Here is a 14,021-nt window from a genome sequence, read left to right on the forward strand (position 1 = left end):
TATGTTAGGAAGTTGGTTTTTTGCTTTAGCTGCCGTTATTGCAGGACTTGCAATATTATTTGCTTTCAAACGGTTATTAAGAGGATTACAATATAGAATTGAAAGAAATGAATTTCATCCTAACGGAATTCAAAAGGATCAAATGCATTACTTTGTCCAAATTGCATTAATAGAAGCTATACCAATCTTTCTACTAATTTTGGGTTTTATGCACTTAGAAAGTCCAAGCCCAACTATTAGCGAGGCATTGGTACCATTTATGCTTGTTATTGGAACGATTATCTATACAGTTTTTAGTATCTGGATGACAAAGAAGGATCGTCTTGATCAGCTCAAAAACATCACCAAAGAACAAAAGAGTTATTTTACCACGATCATGATGATCGGTTATGTGACTACCTTAGGCATACCGATTATATCGTTTGTTGGTATTTTACTTTTATTTTAAAGAGAGCAGGAAAATATGCACAAGCCCAATCTGAATAAGAGATTGGGCTTGTTTCGTTTTATTGCTATTTCCCTCATAAAATTTATAAGAGAAACTAACTAAACTCAAGAAGGACCACTCGGTCCTTTTAGTAGAAAAAGAAAAATGAGTAACGATAAAATAAAGTATTCATTTTTAAATAAATGAACGGCTTGACCACTTCTTTCCTAGGGGGCGTGTCTTCAGCTAACTTTTGTAAAGAAATTCACTTTACAAAAGTGGATCTTCAGATCACGCTAATCCTTTGGGAGTCGAAGTGGACGCCTGCGCTAAATTAAATGCCGCAAACCTATCCTCATGCTATTTGTACACAAAAACCATTTACCTTGAGCATTATAGAAAACTTTACATAGAACAGCAAAAAACGCCAGCAAATGCACTGGCGTTTTAGTATTTAAATATTTTTATTTGTGGATTTTAGCTGTTACCAAAGTAAACATCTGCGCTACCATCGTGTTTCTCAATTTCACTTTTTCGAAAGGACCAATAATCATAACACAATATGGCAAGCTACCAATTGAGAAAGTAAAGATTACAGAAAATAGTACAGTAAGAACAAGATATATCGCACTAGCGAGCAAAGCACTATTGATGAAACCAGGTTCAATAATCATTGCAATCCACTCTAAAAAGATAAGGTGTACAAGATACGAACCAAATGTATACTTACCTATAAAGTTTAACAAACGAAAAAGGTATCCTTGTTTTTTGGTAATAGCAAGACTAACGCCATACAAAACTAATATCTGCAATAATACAAGAATAAACATAACCGGTGATAACGGTGTAACTTCATTTAATGAAATGCCACTTGGGAACTGAACAAAATATATATAGCAACCTACTGCTATCGTTACTAGCAGTAATGCAGGCACCAATATCTTCATGGACTTTTTAATAAAAGCCGTCCATTGACTTAAGTAAAGTGCAGCAGTTCCACCTAATAAAAAGTAAATGAAGTAGAGCAAAAAGCTTCGATCCAAATATTTCAAGAAGAAGTTTTCAGTTAAATAGCTACCATCAAATACAAATTGGTTAAATCCAACTAATATTGCAAGATACGATGCTGGTATTAGAATAATGGTCATCCATCTAAAGTTATTAGATGCTACCATCTTGGCTTGAATTTTTTTATAACTCCAAACAAGAATTGGGAATAACAAGGAAAATTGAAAAACCATGACAACATACCATAAATGGTTAGCTGCTGAACCTATTATTAATTGAGAACCAATTAACTCTAACCAGTTTACAGAAAAGCTAGGCAACTGAATGAACAAAGCACTATAGATCAATGTCCAAAAAATAAATGGAATATAAGTATCCGCAATTTTCTTCGTTAGAAAAGAACGATACGAAACGCGGTGATAGTGATGATGAAATAATAAAAAGCCTGTAATAAATATAAATGCAGGTGCTGAAAATTTAAAAAATGTATAAAGATAGCTCATGATACTTAATTCCATTGCTACCGGAGAAGCCTTAAGCGCAAAGACAATCGCACTTTGTGTGACCACTGCGATAAATGCTAATGCTTTTAAAATATTGATTTCATATAATAAATGACCTTTTTTAATATCCACAAAAAGGACCCCTATCTAGTAAGATTACTTTAAGTATACAGACGGTAAGCGCTACCAAGATAGGGGCATATTGTGAAATGTTTAACAATTTTGTGACTATTAATAGTTATTGTGATATAGTGCGCTTTCTTTTCTCGAATAAATTCAAAAAAGCACGAGCAAAAAGTTTGCCCGTGCTTTACATAGAGTGTTTTATTATTTCCCGCGTTTGTTTTGGAACTTACGATTTCTGCCTACAGGCTTACCTTTACCTGCAAAGCGATTGCGGCCTTTGTCGCCACCTCTAAAGTTACCTTTACCGCCACCGCCTTTATTGTTACCTCTTTTCACACTAACAGGTTGAACCGAACTTAGTGTAACTGGAGCTTGTCTTCTTTCTTTTGTTAACAATTTTAAAGCAGCAGATACAATTGTAATCGAATCATGCTCGTCTAATAATTCAGCAGCAGTTTCACGATAATCACGTAATTCTTTGCTACCAATAGCAGACTGTAATCTAGAAACAGTTATTTGTTGTTGTCCACGCTTAGCTTCATCATAGCTTGGCGCATTTAGACGCTTCATTTTACTCTTTGTTACTTTTTCAATCAAGTGAAGATGCCCTATTTCTCTTGGTGTAATAAATGAAATAGCTTCACCCATTCTACCAGCACGACCAGTACGGCCAATACGGTGAACATAGCTTTCTGGATCTTGTGGAATATCAAAGTTATACACATGTGTAACACCTGATATGTCTAGTCCACGTGCAGCAACATCTGTTGCTACTAAGATTTCAATACGGCTATTTTTAAATTTATTTAAAACAGAAGTACGTTTTCCTTGTGTAAGGTCACCGTGAATACCTTCTGCTTTGAAACCACGAGCCTGCAAACCATCTGTTAATTCGTCTACACGTTTCTTTGTACGACCAAAAATGATCGCTAATTCTGGTACATGTACATCTAATAAATTTGTTAGTGTATCAAATTTTTGCTTCTCATGTACTTCAACAAAGAATTGATCGATATTGGAAACGGTCATTTCTTTTGATTTTACTTTTACTTCTTCAGGCTGTTTCATTAGTGTCGCAGCAATGTTACGGATTTCTTTCGGCATTGTTGCTGAAAACAGTAATGTTTGACGATCTTCTGGAATAGCTTTTAAGATATCACGAATATCATCAATAAAGCCCATGTTTAACATTTCATCTGCTTCATCTAATACAGCAGTATGAACGTTATCAATACGGATCGTACGACGACGTAAGTGGTCTAAAAGTCTACCTGGTGTTGCTACAACGATATGAGGACCATCTTTAAGCGCTCTGATTTGTCGCTCCATGTGTTGCCCACCATATACAGGTAATGTACGAATGCTTTTGAATTTCCCTAGCTTGTGCATTTCTTCAGAAACTTGAATTGCCAATTCTCTTGTAGGCGCAACAATTAATCCTTGTATTTTACGTACCTTTGGATCAATCTTTTCTAGCATTGGAATACCAAATGCCGCTGTTTTACCAGTACCCGTTTGAGCTTGGCCGATAACGTCCTTACCATCCATACCTAATGGAATCGTTTGTTCCTGAATTGGCGTTGCCTCTTCAAATCCCATTTTTTCTAATGCCTTCATTATTGATTCTGAAATACCTAATTCTTTAAAAGTTGTCACTATTATCTTCTACTCCTTTTTTCTTAAAATCTCATCGTTAATCATTTATAATTTGCTACATTTTCATCTACTTTAAAATTTCAACTCTTCATATAGCTTAACCAATCTTGTAGTTAATCACAAGGATAGGCTAAGCGTCCACATCTAAACCTATTCCTTACGCTCTTGTTTAAATAACTTGCCAAAATTCAGACCATAGAAAAAGCCTTCCTCCACATTCCTTGGAAGAGGCTTATAAATGAGCACGCAATGGATTATTCAATCATACCATACTCTTCCGATTTATTCCAACTTTATTTGAAATGATTTTCAATTGATTCCGTGTTAGAATTGTAATATTAGTCAAGGATAGAACTATAATCTAAAAAATCCAAATAGATGCAGGAGTTAACTTTATGCAAAAAAATCAAATCTACCCTTATGTCGCTGTATTAATTGGTGTTATTTCTGTCTCTACCGCTGCCGTTTTGGTTAAATTAGCAACAGATGCACCAGCGGCCATTATTGCAAACTATCGCTTATTACTTGCAGTGCTTATCATGTTACCTTTTATTTTACTAAAAAAAAGAGTGGAGCTCACCCGCCTAACTAAAAGGGATTGGATTTTTACAAGTCTAGCTGGAATCAGTTTAGCTTTACACTTTATTTTCTGGTTTGAATCGTTAAATTATACATCTGTCGCAAGTTCTGTTGTACTCGTTACCTTACAACCGATTTTTGCTTTTATTGGGACCTATTTATTTTTTAAAGAAAGGTTCTCAGCGGGTGCCGTCATTAGTATGATTATCGCTATATTTGGAAGCACCATTATTGCTTGGGGTGATTTTCGTGTAGATGAAGAAGCTCTCTTTGGTGATATATTAGCGATCATTGGTGCTGTAATGATTACCATCTACTTTTTATTCGGTCAAACGGTTAGAAAAACAATGTCAGTTATGAGCTATACATTTGTTGTTTACGGGATTGGAGCTCTCACTTTACTTGTCTATAACCTCATCATACAGAATGAATTCACCGGATATGACAGTGATCATTGGCTAATCTTTTTAGCACTAGCTATTATACCAACATTCTTTGGGCATACGCTGTTTAATTGGGCCATCAGATGGGTTAGTACTTCCATCATTTCCATGGGTATTATTTTTGAACCAGTTGGAGCGTCTATATTAGCTTATTTCATTCTAGGCGAGCAAATTTCTTGGTCCCAATGGTTAGGTGGAACGATTGTTATATTCGGCCTATTCTTATTTATTGCTAGTACACGTAGAAAAAGGAAAATGAAACTTACTATTTCATCCTAATAAATCAAAAAAGAGGTAGCATTTTATTTTGCTACCTCTTCAAAAATTTATATACTGCTTTTGTCACTACTTCTTTATCTTCTCCTAGGCATATCAAATGCTTAGAGTCATGATAATAGATAATTTCTGTCTCCACCGGTATTTCTCTATCTAAATACTCTACTGCATTATACGGCACCATTCCATCCTGAATTCCTTGGGCAATAAAGACTGGACAATATACTTTCTTCAAATATGGTTGGGTAAACTGCATACACTTTAAAAATTCAAGTGTTGCCTTTGGAGGCACTGCTCCTTTTTTTCTCAAATAATGATGCAGTAGCGGATCATCCTGCAACGTATTTTGCAATCCTTTTTTAGCAAATCCTAGAATATCTATTGCTATTTGCTTAAAGCTTATATACCTTCTAGAGGCCGACAATAAAACTAATTTATCACTTTTATATTTCGCCGCTAAATAGGCCGCGATCATCCCTCCCATTGAGAAACCAACGAGATATATTGTTTCATAATGCTTTTGTATGCTTAAATAAAGGGATTCAATCTTTTCAATCCAATCTTCATACGTCACATCATCTAACTGCAAATCTAGGCCATGTCCAGGCATACGTGGTGTCACCACATACCAATTTGTATGTAACTTTAAATGGTCCGCGAGCGGCTCTACTTCATAAGGTCCACCAGTAAATCCATGTATACAGATGCATGCTATCATAATTATAATCCCTTCTATTCATAAACTTGTCTACTTGTTAAAGAGAAAAATCCTTGCCCTTTTCGGCAAGGAAATCCTATTATTTTATACCCTTAATTATATTTCCAAAACTCTTTACGACTGGTGAGATTTGTTGGTATGTCGCATTTAATTGTCCTATTGTATCAAGAACTTTGTCTATATCAATTTGACCATTCTCATCTTGAAAGACTGTAATGAAATTGGATACTGCTTGCTTTTGCTGCATGGATTGAGGGTAGCTTTGATGATAAGGATTCGAAAATGGTGCTACAGGATATTGCTGATAGGAATGATAAGGTGAATGTATTTGTTGTGGATATCCTGGTGGACCCTGATTAGGATGGTAGGGATACATTTAAATTCTCTCCTTTCCTATACCTTTACTTTTACTATATGGAAATAGGAAAGAATTTGGCACTGAATTTGAAGTAAAAATAAGTTCCATCAAAAAAGTCTATCCAAATCGACAGACATTTTTTGAGCTTTTTTATACCCCAAGTGCATTCTTTATTTTATGCTTTCTTAGTCCGAGTATACATCTATCGTTAATAAATACTGCAGGTGTTACATAAACATTTTTTTGCTGTAATTCTTTTAAAAAATTACGGTCATGCGTAGTATTTTTTTCTTCAAATTCTATATTTAATTCCGTTAAATAATCCATAACATTTTGGCATTCGTCACAATTTTCGCTCGTGTAAACAACTACTTGTTTTCCATCCATTTTATTATGCCCCCTAGTTGTTTTTCTAGTTTATATAATTAATATTACCCATTAAAAACTAGAATCAAACTACTTTAGAGCAAACCATGTCTTTATTTAGCGAATTTATCAGCAAAAGTTCCTAATTTCTTCAATAGTTCGACCGCTTCCTTCTTCTCTTCTTCTGTTAGTCCATCTGTAATCGATTCAATTTGCTTCCAATGCTCAGGAAAAATATTATGTAACAAGTTTGAACCTTCTTCTGTTAAAGAAGCATAGGTTATTCTTCGGTCAGTCGGACATGGGGTTCTTTTTATCAAACCTTTTTTCTCTAATTTATCAACCACGTAAGTTATACTTCCACTCGCTAGAAGAATCCTGTCTCCTATTTTTTGAAGCGGTTGGTCACCACGGTGATATAATAGCTCGAGAACCGCAAAGTCAGTAGTATTTAAACCATGACTTCTAATGTCTTCCGCTACTTGATCATAAACAGATCGATATGCTTTAGATAAGACTACAAATAATTTTAAAGAGGGATCTTGCTTCTTCTCCATATAATGCGCTTTATCTTCTTTCATGCTCTTCACCCTCTCCTTTTATGCACTACACGTATTATAGGCAAGCTGCCAATATTAGTCAAATTTCTTTTTTTACTATACCGAACGAATTTTTACCTTTATTTTTAATAAGATCCACAACTAGTAACAAAGAAAGGTACGTTACAAATTCATAATAAATACTCAAAGGAATGCTTGCAAATAGAATAATTGGGTACAAATATGAAAGTACCATTTGTTTAGGATAGGCTCTATTTATTTTTAGGATTTGCTTATTTATTTGTCGGTGTAATATGATAATTCCAGCTATGCTAAACAGGACTATAAATAGAAATGTTTCTATGTGAGCCCCCATGACAGAAATAGAAATAGCTCCAAAAAAAGTAATATATACTCCTCCGATAATATACATCCAGAATAGGAATGCTCGTTTGAATATATCCATATCCCAAGGCAAGCTATGTACTAATTTTTCATCAAAGCCCGCTGCAAAGAAGCTTGACGCAACAATGCTATATAAGAATATCGAAAGGCAAATACCAACGACAAATAGCGATTCTTCTTTGATCATTAGAACAGGAACAATGATAAGAATAGACCCAAAGCCTTGAAATACTTTATCCTTTACTTTAAGTAAACTGCTTTTCCATAAATGTCTATAAATTATAGTCGAGTGTTGATATGGAAAGGAGCGCTTTTGTTTTTCTGATTGAAATAACTGGCTCAAAAATCCTATTTTCTTTTCTGGCTTAATTTTCATTTCAGACATTGTATTAATGAAAAACATATTCCATACTGCAAGGTCATTGGTTTCAACCACACGCATCCAATCTATATTTGTTAATCGCATCCTCCATAGATAGTAATTTATAAGAACAAGCCCCACTAAAAGAATAGAGATTAACAAGCTCGATGATAAATAAATGGAACTAAAACCAATCAAAGACATTACTATCGTCAGCAAAAGGACAATGCTAATCTTCTTCCAAGATTTTATTTGAAATAGATACCACTGCGGCACAATCAAGAGAAGTTGAATTAATAAGTAAAGACCAAGTATTTTTAACACAAAAACAGGAGATAACGGCAAAAACAATAAAATCAGGCCTAATAATCCATAGCTTATTAATTTAAAAACTCGCATAACTAAACTTAAAAGCCAAATGTTTTTATTATCGTAAGGTAAAAATGTTAATTTCATCTCTGCACTCGTATAAGGGATCCCAGGTTTTGAAAAAGATGAAAAAAGCATTCGACCTACACCTGCAAGAATCAATACTTCCATATTATTTGATAAATAAACTTCTATTTCGATAAAATAGGATTGATAGGCTTGTAAGGTTTCTAACCCAATAAATACTAGAAATATTAGAAAAGCAGCTAAATAGATGGAAATTGTAACGTCAAACGCCATATTAAATGCTAATTTATAAAGCTTCTTTTTCTTCTCCAGTCGACTTTTATGTATAGAATAGTAGACCTTACTCAAACTACTCATGATAAAACCTTCTTGATAAGCCCTCAAAATCTTTCATTAATCCTTGTTGATCTATCCTTCCATGTTTTAGCATAATAAAATAGTCCGCTAGCTGACGCATGCGATCTAATTGGTGACTGGTTAGCAAAATGGTTGTTCCCTTTCTTGCTTTTTCTAATAGTAAATATTCCAAATAATCAGCGGCGTAAATATCTAATCCCATAAATGGTTCATCTACTAAGAGTACCGGAACATCAGGGAGGAGGGCACAAATCGTCTGTACTTTTTGGCGCATCCCTTTGGAGAGAGATTCCGGATATTCGTTTAGCTTATCTTCTATTTCGAATTTTTCCGCATACCTTTTTACTCGTTCGTTTAATACAGCTTCTTCAATATGGTAGCTTTGACCATACAATTGAAAATGCTGCATCGCTGTCAGCTCTGACAAGAGAAATGGTTCCTCAGGAATATAAGAGAGTTTTCTTTTAAAATCAGCAAATTGTCTATCTTGATCTACTTCATCTATAAGAATTCTTCCATCCTTTTTTTCCTGCCAGCCCATAATTGTTTTCATAACTGTCGATTTACCTGCACCATTATGTCCAATCAGTGCATAAATCGCTCCCTTTTCTAATCTGAAGGAAATGGAGCTGAGGATTTTTTCACGAGCGAGCTCTACCGATACTTGTTCCAAACTTAGTGTCACCCTATCACCTCTTTTCTTTTCATACGAAAAAGAGTAGCAAAAAGTTTCCCTTATTTCACAATTAAGCTTGCAACCATGTCATCATGACCAGTCCCGCATGGTAAATTACAGTAAATTAAATATTCACCAGGCTCTTCTACCGTAATCGTCTGTCTTCCATCTTTTTTAATATCAACATCGAGCTCACTTATTTTAATACCATGAACTCCTTCTTGATTTTTAAATTGAATTGTAACCGGAACACCAGCTGGTATCGTATAAGACTCTTGATCAAAGGTATAATTAGTTCCTTCAATCACAATGCTTTCGTCCGCCATTTCCGTACTAGTATTGTCATTTTCAGCGCCACAAGCGTTAAGGGTAAGGAAAATAACACCTACTGCCAACAATATTAATATCTTTTTCATCATTTGCCCCCTACTTTAAAACCTCGATTACTTTGTTATAGCTTTTACGGTAATGCACACCACCGATATGCATACTTTCTAATGATGACACCTTCGGGAATTGAAGTGTTCTATCTTTCATTATACCATCTGATGTTTCCTCATAGGTCTGTCTAACCGTGGTTACTAACTCTACTTCTTCTTTACCTTTAAGCGTAACATCCTCAAGCAATACATCTTCTTCTGTCTGAATCCTCATTTCAATGTACTCCTCTGTTTCTTCTATAGAAAGTAGCTTTAATTGATGGCCATCTAATGTGAATTCTTCCGGGAAACGATTCGGTAGAGCTACCTGCTGATTCAATTCCTTGTACCCGACAAAGGATTCCACCGATAATGTAATATTCTCTGCACTTTCTGGAAGAGCGTCGAACTTTAATTCAAAAGATTGCCCGAATATCCCCGTACTAGTTCCCATACTTAGAATATCAAGTTTTTCGCCATCAGCGAGAAGGTGCACACCTTGAAAAGGGTTTTCTACTCTGCTTAAGTTACGGACGTCCGCTGAACCGGATATGACGGTGCTTGATGGTGTGGCAATCATTCCCTCGAAAGTGATGGTACCTCTCGAAACTTCAATCTCCTTGTTTATATTACTTTTAAAGGAAGTAGCTAAAGCTTTATTCGCATCATACGGAAATGTTACTTCATGGCTGTTCCAATTACCATTGAAAGTTTCTTCATCAAAGGTAAGGGTTAATTTTTTTGCAAAGGGATTTGGTTGCTCCGTTACCATAGCCCCCTTTACGACTGTTTCATCTGCATTAATATCTGAAACGACACTTTTAATATAGTTATTGGTAAAAAATCCTTTGATATCTTGTGGCATAAAAACTTCATACCACTCGTTATCAAGCTTACTACCATCTTCTTTTTCTAATGTATAGTAAATTTGCGTTTGATTTTCATCTGATAGAATACCGTTAATGGTTAGCACATACCCATCTGAGAACGTATATGTTTCCCCAATTGGTTGACCTAATCCTTGATCTTGAAGGTCAGCAATCGTATTTGTTACCACTTCATCGAAACCAACAATTTTCTTACCGAAATATGCAAGGGCTGGGTACTGGATAAGAACAAATGAGAGGAATAAAACTGCGATAACACTAGCTAATTGAAACATTCTTTTCCTATTTTTTCGAGTTGGAATCTCGTTTAACTTTCTTGTTAAACGGAATTCTGTGTCCCGAGGAGCTTTTTGCTTTTGGTATATTTCTTTACCCTCTTCTAACAACTGCTCTATTTTATCCATGTTTTTCCCCTCCCTCTAGTGACCTTAATTTCTTAAGCCCTGTTGATATTCTTGATTTCACCGTGCCAACTGGAACATGTTCTATATCAGCGATAGTAGCTAAATCTAGATCATGAAAATATTTCAAACGAATGGCATCCGCTTGAGGTCTACTTATCTTTGATAATAACCGCTCTATTTCCATCTGTTGATCTGCATGGTCGATTTCATTTTTAGAATGCATGTGCTTAAATGGGGGAGTATCAAAGCTCTCGACGAGAATCTCACGACTACTCTTTTTGAGCTCTCTTTTACATTCGTTCACCAATATCGTTTTACTCCAGCTATAGAAAAGCTCCTCTTGCCTTAATTGGTCGATGTGCTGATATACTTGCACGATCATATTTTCTAAAGCATCCATGGCATCCTGTTCATTTTTCATATATGAAAATGCTAATCGATAAAAAGCATCACGCTCTTCATTTATGAGCTTTACTAATGCTCGCTTATTTCCTCTTTTCGCTTTTTTAACTAGCCGGTGCATCTGTTTTCTCCCCCTTCCAAGCTAAGAGTATGTAACAAGTGAAAAAGTTCATTTTATTTTAATTATATTTCCACCTAAAAAAAAGACACCAGAATCGGTGTCTTTTCCGCGCTCTCTAACCTAGTTCTTCTTCCAAAAAGGCTAGGACATCATCTGGTGTCTTTGTATAAGCACTATGTCTATGGGCAATTTTTTCACCATTTTTAAAAATTAATAAGCTCGGAATCCCCATCACGTCATAGCGCTGTGCTAGTCCCTCTACTTCATCACTGTTCACTTCATACCATGGGTACGCACTATACGATTCCGTGATTTCTCCAATGAACATGTCCATTCTTTTGCAATCTGGACACCAATCCGCAAAAAACTTTATAATCACAGGTGTTTCGGATTGAATGATTTGTTCGAATTGATCTTTTGTTTCAATTTTTTCCATCATTAAAACCCCTCTTTCCTCTACATCTTTTTAAAACGTACCATGTGTACAATCGCTTCGCAAAATATCCGCTTAGCTATATTCGACCTTTCCTAATAAATACGCCACTAATAAACCAATTGCAAAGGTGGTAATACTTAATAAGAGCCCTGCTAATTCTACTGGCCACCCCGGAAAAATTACCACTACAGAGCCTAGAACCATACCTGTAACAACAGCAAAAGTCGCTATTTCGTAATGCTTTAAAAAGAAATGAATGATTTTACTCATCACAATAATTCCTAGTACAATTCCTACACCTACGACCATAATTACCGGGAGATCAAGGTTTTTTACGGCGCTAATTATGGTCGTATAGGCACCTAATACAAGTAGAAGGAATGAACCGCTAATTCCAGGTAAAATCATGGCAGAGCTTGCTATAAATCCTGAGATAAATAACCAAACGTATGTCATCGTAGAAAAGGATGTAACAGGATCAGACTCGCCCGTATGAAAAAACACCATCGAAGCAACAAGCCCTGTTCCTACTATTAGTAAAAACAAATGTTGCATTTTAAATGTATTTTTGGCATCTGATTTTTTTAGCAAAAACGGGATAACACCAAGGATTAAACCGAGAAATCCAAACTGTGTTGGGCCAGGAAAATGTTCAAACAACCATTCAATCACATTCGCAAGCGCAAAGATTACCGTGACAATCCCTATTCCGAGCGGAAGTAAAAAGCCCATATGTTTTTTCCAGTCCTTACTGAAAAAACCATTAATCGCCTCGATTAGACGATCATAAATTCCTAAGACAACAGCAATCGTACCTCCGCTAACTCCCGGAATGATATCACTTGCTCCCATCAATAATCCCCGAAAAATATTTTTCCATTCCATACCTCGTAACTCCCCCATTAACTTCCAATATGTTTTGTTTTCACTCTATCCAATTTATATTATCTTCCCACTGGGACATATGTGTTTTTATTTCTTCATAATGACGATCTGCTTCTGGCAGAACATCTGCTGGTGCATCTTTGAGTGGTAAGACCTCAAAATCACGCATACCTTGATCCGTAATATTTATATCTACAAAGGTTGGTAAAAAGGCAGGTGAATGAACACGGATTGTTTCTTCACTTCCCTCGACTGTTTTCTCTACAGAAAATTGGAACATGCCACCTATTCTGCGAAAGAATGCATCCTGCCCTGATAAGAAGTTACCAAGAGAGTATACAACTAGCGTCTCTTCCCCATTTTCAGATTGTAGCCACTCGATCGGTTGAAGCACATGGGGGTGATGTCCAATAACAACTTCCACACCTAAATTCGCACTGAACTGTGCTAAATCCTTTTGTTCCTCGCTAGGAAGCCTTTCATATTCATTGCCAAAATGATAGCTTACAACTGTAAGATCTGCTACTTCTTCTGCTTTTTCTACATCCTGTTTAATTTTATCTCGATCGATTAAGTTAACTAAATAATCCTTTCCCTCAGGAATCGGAATGCCATTCGTTCCATAAGTATAGCTTAGAAATGCAACATCGATATTTTCTTCGGTCTCTATCACACGAATAGTATCCTGATCTTCTTCATTTTTAAATCCACCAGTATACTCCATCCCAATTTCCTCATAATAGTTAATTGCATTTTGAACAGCTTCTTCTCCGCGGTCTAGGGTATGGTTGTTTGCTATCGTGACTAAGTCTACACCGATCTCTTGAATCGCATCTGCAAGTTCATAAGGACTGTTAAATTGCGGATAAGTAGACAGTCCCATCTCCGCTCCGCCAATCATTGTTTCCTGATTAGCAATCGTAATAGTTGGTTTTTCAAGAAACGGTTTGACCTCCTCTAACATGGGCATAAAATTATAGCCATCTTCTGTTTCTGCATCGTCGTAAACGCGAGAGTGTATTAACAAATCTCCAATCGCTGCAATATCGATCTCTGCTACCGTAGGCTCTTTTTCAGGAGGTTCCTCGAGCTGTTGTTCAACTGCTTCTTTTTTTGGGGCAACCTTATTTCCCTCTTGAACTTCTTGCTCTTTTTCTAGCATGTTACTGCATGCCATTAAAAAGACCAATCCAATTATCACTAAAAAGCTTCTAAGCTGCATGGTGCGCATGTCCCCTTTGTTGTGCTTTATTTTGAAGTGAATCCTCTTAAT

At 35.8% G+C, this 14,021-nt stretch carries 16 protein-coding genes; 2 read left to right on the top strand and 14 right to left on the bottom strand.

Features of this window, described 5'->3' with window-relative positions; genetic code table 11:
* Position 1 precedes the first annotated feature (1 nt).
* Complete coding sequence (locus tag DFR57_RS05525) at positions 2-448, top strand: hypothetical protein (protein WP_114352146.1); 447 nt, start codon at positions 2-4, stop codon at positions 446-448.
* Between the two features lie 443 nt (positions 449-891).
* Here DFR57_RS05525 and DFR57_RS05530 read toward each other — a convergent pair whose 3' ends face one another.
* Positions 892-2,070: an acyltransferase gene (locus DFR57_RS05530; protein ID WP_170132915.1), complete on the bottom strand. Its 1,179-nt coding sequence runs from the start codon at positions 2,068-2,070 to the stop codon at positions 892-894.
* Between the two features lie 195 nt (positions 2,071-2,265).
* A complete protein-coding gene (gene cshA / locus DFR57_RS05535) occupies positions 2,266-3,720 on the bottom strand; it encodes a degradosome RNA helicase CshA (protein ID WP_114352148.1) in 1,455 nt (484 codons plus the stop codon).
* Between the two features lie 395 nt (positions 3,721-4,115).
* Here cshA and DFR57_RS05540 point away from each other — a divergent pair, with 395 nt between their 5' ends.
* Positions 4,116-5,021 carry a DMT family transporter gene (locus tag DFR57_RS05540; RefSeq protein WP_114352149.1) on the top strand — a complete coding sequence of 302 codons (906 nt, stop codon included), beginning with the start codon at positions 4,116-4,118 and terminating at the stop codon, positions 5,019-5,021.
* A 31-nt stretch (positions 5,022-5,052) separates the two neighbouring features.
* Here DFR57_RS05540 and DFR57_RS05545 read toward each other — a convergent pair whose 3' ends face one another.
* The 12 genes from DFR57_RS05545 to DFR57_RS05600 form a co-directional block, all read right to left on the bottom strand.
* Positions 5,053-5,736 (bottom strand): alpha/beta hydrolase, encoded by a 684-nt coding sequence (locus DFR57_RS05545; protein ID WP_114352150.1) that lies wholly within the window; start codon positions 5,734-5,736, stop codon positions 5,053-5,055.
* A gap of 79 nt (positions 5,737-5,815) precedes the next feature.
* Positions 5,816-6,112, bottom strand: a complete 297-nt coding sequence (locus tag DFR57_RS05550; RefSeq protein ID WP_114352151.1) for a YppG family protein — start codon at positions 6,110-6,112, stop codon at positions 5,816-5,818.
* Positions 6,113-6,244: 132 nt separating this feature from the next.
* Positions 6,245-6,481: a glutaredoxin family protein gene (locus tag DFR57_RS05555; protein ID WP_114352152.1), complete on the bottom strand. Its 237-nt coding sequence runs from the start codon at positions 6,479-6,481 to the stop codon at positions 6,245-6,247.
* A 92-nt stretch (positions 6,482-6,573) separates the two neighbouring features.
* Positions 6,574-7,041: a MarR family winged helix-turn-helix transcriptional regulator gene (locus DFR57_RS05560; protein WP_114352153.1), complete on the bottom strand. Its 468-nt coding sequence runs from the start codon at positions 7,039-7,041 to the stop codon at positions 6,574-6,576.
* Between the two features lie 58 nt (positions 7,042-7,099).
* Positions 7,100-8,518, bottom strand: a complete 1,419-nt coding sequence (locus DFR57_RS05565; protein ID WP_114352154.1) for a hypothetical protein — start codon at positions 8,516-8,518, stop codon at positions 7,100-7,102.
* Positions 8,511-9,203, bottom strand: a complete 693-nt coding sequence (locus DFR57_RS05570; protein WP_114352155.1) for an ABC transporter ATP-binding protein — start codon at positions 9,201-9,203, stop codon at positions 8,511-8,513. Before DFR57_RS05570 ends, DFR57_RS05565 begins: the two co-directional genes overlap by 8 nt.
* A 50-nt stretch (positions 9,204-9,253) precedes the next feature.
* Positions 9,254-9,610, bottom strand: a complete 357-nt coding sequence (locus tag DFR57_RS05575) for a cupredoxin domain-containing protein (protein ID WP_114352156.1) — start codon at positions 9,608-9,610, stop codon at positions 9,254-9,256.
* 10 nt (positions 9,611-9,620) lie between these two features.
* Positions 9,621-10,904, bottom strand: coding sequence for a DUF4179 domain-containing protein (locus DFR57_RS05580; RefSeq protein WP_114352157.1), 1,284 nt, complete (start codon positions 10,902-10,904; stop codon positions 9,621-9,623).
* Positions 10,897-11,427, bottom strand: coding sequence for a sigma-70 family RNA polymerase sigma factor (locus tag DFR57_RS05585; RefSeq protein WP_114352158.1), 531 nt, complete (start codon positions 11,425-11,427; stop codon positions 10,897-10,899). Before DFR57_RS05585 ends, DFR57_RS05580 begins: the two co-directional genes overlap by 8 nt.
* Before the next feature lie 115 nt (positions 11,428-11,542).
* On the bottom strand, positions 11,543-11,863 hold the full coding sequence (locus DFR57_RS05590) for a thioredoxin family protein (protein WP_114352373.1): 321 nt from the start codon (positions 11,861-11,863) through the stop codon (positions 11,543-11,545).
* Positions 11,864-11,935: 72 nt separating this feature from the next.
* Positions 11,936-12,748: a DUF368 domain-containing protein gene (locus DFR57_RS05595; protein ID WP_114352159.1), complete on the bottom strand. Its 813-nt coding sequence runs from the start codon at positions 12,746-12,748 to the stop codon at positions 11,936-11,938.
* 40 nt (positions 12,749-12,788) lie between these two features.
* Positions 12,789-13,970 (bottom strand): CapA family protein, encoded by a 1,182-nt coding sequence (locus tag DFR57_RS05600; protein WP_245937398.1) that lies wholly within the window; start codon positions 13,968-13,970, stop codon positions 12,789-12,791.
* Positions 13,971-14,021 lie beyond the last annotated feature (51 nt).

This window comes from Saliterribacillus persicus, from assembly GCF_003337485.1.
Lineage (GTDB): Bacteria > Bacillota > Bacilli > Bacillales > Amphibacillaceae > Saliterribacillus > Saliterribacillus persicus.

Coding starts and splice junctions, on each gene's coding strand:
- DFR57_RS05550 (WP_114352151.1), bottom strand. CDS start 6,112: ATGTATCCCTACCATCCTAATCAGGGTCCACCAGGATATCCACAACAA.
- DFR57_RS05560 (WP_114352153.1), bottom strand. CDS start 7,041: ATGAAAGAAGATAAAGCGCATTATATGGAGAAGAAGCAAGATCCCTCT.
- DFR57_RS05545 (WP_114352150.1), bottom strand. CDS start 5,736: ATGATAGCATGCATCTGTATACATGGATTTACTGGTGGACCTTATGAA.
- DFR57_RS05525 (WP_114352146.1), top strand. CDS start 2: ATGTTAGGAAGTTGGTTTTTTGCTTTAGCTGCCGTTATTGCAGGACTT.
- DFR57_RS05555 (WP_114352152.1), bottom strand. CDS start 6,481: ATGGATGGAAAACAAGTAGTTGTTTACACGAGCGAAAATTGTGACGAA.
- DFR57_RS05575 (WP_114352156.1), bottom strand. CDS start 9,610: ATGAAAAAGATATTAATATTGTTGGCAGTAGGTGTTATTTTCCTTACC.
- DFR57_RS05585 (WP_114352158.1), bottom strand. CDS start 11,427: ATGCACCGGCTAGTTAAAAAAGCGAAAAGAGGAAATAAGCGAGCATTA.
- DFR57_RS05595 (WP_114352159.1), bottom strand. CDS start 12,748: ATGGAATGGAAAAATATTTTTCGGGGATTATTGATGGGAGCAAGTGAT.
- DFR57_RS05565 (WP_114352154.1), bottom strand. CDS start 8,518: ATGAGTAGTTTGAGTAAGGTCTACTATTCTATACATAAAAGTCGACTG.
- DFR57_RS05600 (WP_245937398.1), bottom strand. CDS start 13,970: ATGCAGCTTAGAAGCTTTTTAGTGATAATTGGATTGGTCTTTTTAATG.
- DFR57_RS05590 (WP_114352373.1), bottom strand. CDS start 11,863: ATGGAAAAAATTGAAACAAAAGATCAATTCGAACAAATCATTCAATCC.
- DFR57_RS05580 (WP_114352157.1), bottom strand. CDS start 10,904: ATGGATAAAATAGAGCAGTTGTTAGAAGAGGGTAAAGAAATATACCAA.
- DFR57_RS05540 (WP_114352149.1), top strand. CDS start 4,116: ATGCAAAAAAATCAAATCTACCCTTATGTCGCTGTATTAATTGGTGTT.